This is a genomic window from Maribacter sp., from assembly GCF_049667165.1.
Classification (GTDB): Bacteria; Bacteroidota; Bacteroidia; order Flavobacteriales; family Flavobacteriaceae; genus Maribacter_A.
Window position 1 is genome coordinate 1 of sequence record NZ_JBATHS010000025.1, and the last position, 2288, is coordinate 2288.

General features: G+C 40.2%; 5 protein-coding genes. All 5 read right to left on the reverse strand.

All coding sequences use genetic code 11. The features are described from left to right. Positions 1-425, reverse strand: a 425-nt coding sequence (locus WBM98_RS00990) for a GDSL-type esterase/lipase family protein (RefSeq protein ID WP_424364145.1), incomplete at its 3' end; no start/stop codon positions are given. Between the two features lie 80 nt (positions 426-505). Beyond that, on the reverse strand, positions 506-850 hold the full coding sequence (rplT, locus tag WBM98_RS00995) for a 50S ribosomal protein L20 (RefSeq protein ID WP_424364146.1): 345 nt from the start codon (positions 848-850) through the stop codon (positions 506-508). Positions 851-972: 122 nt separating this feature from the next. Continuing rightward, positions 973-1170 carry a 50S ribosomal protein L35 gene (gene rpmI, locus WBM98_RS01000; protein ID WP_424364147.1) on the reverse strand — a complete coding sequence of 66 codons (198 nt, stop codon included), beginning with the start codon at positions 1168-1170 and terminating at the stop codon, positions 973-975. 132 nt (positions 1171-1302) lie between these two features. Beyond that, entirely contained in the window at positions 1303-1860 is a 558-nt protein-coding gene (gene infC, locus WBM98_RS01005) for a translation initiation factor IF-3 (RefSeq protein WP_424364149.1), read from the reverse strand. Between the two features lie 23 nt (positions 1861-1883). Then, positions 1884-2288 (reverse strand): His/Gly/Thr/Pro-type tRNA ligase C-terminal domain-containing protein (locus WBM98_RS01010; protein WP_424364148.1); only part of this gene is annotated, 405 nt, incomplete at its 5' end.

Sequence of the window (2288 nt, forward strand, 5' to 3'; positions counted from 1 at the left end):
GGTATAGATAGTACAAAAACCCTTGAAGTATCGTTTCCGGCAAGGGATATGCTTTTCTGTAGCAGTTTGTTAAACTGATCCTTGAACTGATAATTGTCCAAGTCTCGATATTGATTGTTCACGCCAATGAGTAGGGAGACTAGATCATATTCAGATTCTAAAGTTGCGCTTTCGATCTCGCTAAGCAATTTGTCGGTGGTCCATCCTTCACCGGCTAGGATGGTCGGAGGGTTTAGTAATATACCTTTTTTGGCTATGAGCTGTACGAATTGCTCGGGCCAACTATGTTGGGGCAGTTCACTGGTGCCAACGGTATAACTATCCCCTAGGGCTAAAAAGGAAAGACCATCCTTTTGGGAAAAGGCATTGATGGACCAAAGCACTATAAGAGTAAATAAAAAGGGTCTCACGGTATGCAGTATCATTTCAAGAGCGTTTGAATTTAAGATAAAAAAAATCCGATTCATAGGAATCGGATTTTTTTAAGTGAGATATGTTTTTAAAACTATTTTACTTTGTCTACAATGGCCTTAAAGGCTTCTGGGTGGTTCATGGCCAAATCTGCCAGCACCTTTCGGTTCAACTCAATGTTATTGGCTTTTACCTTCCCCATGAACTGTGAGTACGACATTCCGTACATTCTTGCCCCGGCATTGATACGGGTAATCCAAAGCGCGCGAAACGTTCTTTTTTTGTTTCTTCGGTCTCTATAAGCATATAACATTGCTTTTTCAACCGCATTCTTGGCTACTGTCCAGACATTTTTACGTCTTCCAAAGTAACCTTTGGCCTGCTTCATCACTTTTTTTCTTCGAGCTCTAGAAGCTACTGCATTTACTGATCTTGGCATAATTTTAATTGTTTTTGTAGTAGGCGGGCGATAATCGCCACTTTTCAATGTACTCGAACTCTAGTTATGTTCTTGTATTTTGCCCATCTCCAGGGTTAATGATTAATTACCGAAAAGGACAATTACTTTAAACGTAATTGTTCTTTAATACTGTTAACATCTGCATCGTGTACCAATCCAGAATGTGTTAACGCAAGCTTACGCTTCTTCGACTTCTTCGTAAGAATGTGGCTTTTATAAGCGTGCTTTCTTTTGATTTTACCGGTACCGGTAAGCTTAAATCGCTTTTTGGCACTGGATTTTGTTTTTTGTTTAGGCATTTTTCCTATTTATATTAATCTCACTTATTTTCATGCTCCCAAGCGTTATGCTGAGGAGGGTTATGCTGAAACTGTCCGCCAAAGACGGACAGTTTTCAGTATGCTATGTACCGATTTAATCTCGGTAAGTATTTATTTTCCTTTAGACTTGGGAGCGAGGAACATGGTCATACGCTTGCCTTCTAATTTCGGCATTTGTTCAACCTTTCCGAACTCTTCCAACTCGGAGGCAAGGCGCAACAATAAAATCTCACCTTGATCTTTATAAACGATAGAACGTCCTTTAAAGAAAACATAGGCCTTTAACTTAGCGCCATCCTTTAAGAACTTCTCCGCATGTTTTTTCTTAAACTCGTAATCGTGGTCGTCGGTATTGGGACCAAATCGAATTTCCTTAACCACAACCTTCGAAGCTTTAGCCTTCATGACCTTTTCTCGCTTCTTTTGCTCATAGAGAAACTTCTTGTAATCTATGATCTTACAAACAGGCGGGTCTGCGTTTGGTGAAATTTCTACCAGGTCCAAACCTAACTCCTCGGTTTTTGCCATTGCCTGTTGCAATGTGTAAACACCTACTTCCACATTATCACCCACCAATCGAACATTGGGTGAAAGAATTCTTTCGTTGATTTTGTGGGGGTTTTTATTTTCCCTTCTAGGTTGGGGCCTAAATCTTTTACGTATTGCTATGGCTATTTTATTTTAATTAAACTTCAATTTTTAAACGACTTTAAGGTACTATTTATTTCTTTAGTGACCAAGTCGACGAAATCCGCTACACTGATAGAACCTAAATCTTCACCCCCGTGTCTACGGATAGAGATCGTATTTTGCTCTTCCTCACTTTCCCCTACGATAATCATGAACGGTGTTTTGTTCATTTCTGCCTCTCGTATTTTCTTTCCAACGGTTTCGTTTCGGTTATCAATGAGGGCGCGAATTTCGTTATTTTCCAAGGATTTTAAAACTTTTTCGGCATATTTTTCATGTTTCTCGCTAACGGGCAGCACTATGGCCTGTTCCGGAGTCAACCATAAAGGGAAATTTCCACCGGTATGCTCCAATAAAAGGGCGATAAAGCGTTCCATACTACCAAAGGGGGCGCGATGGATCATGAC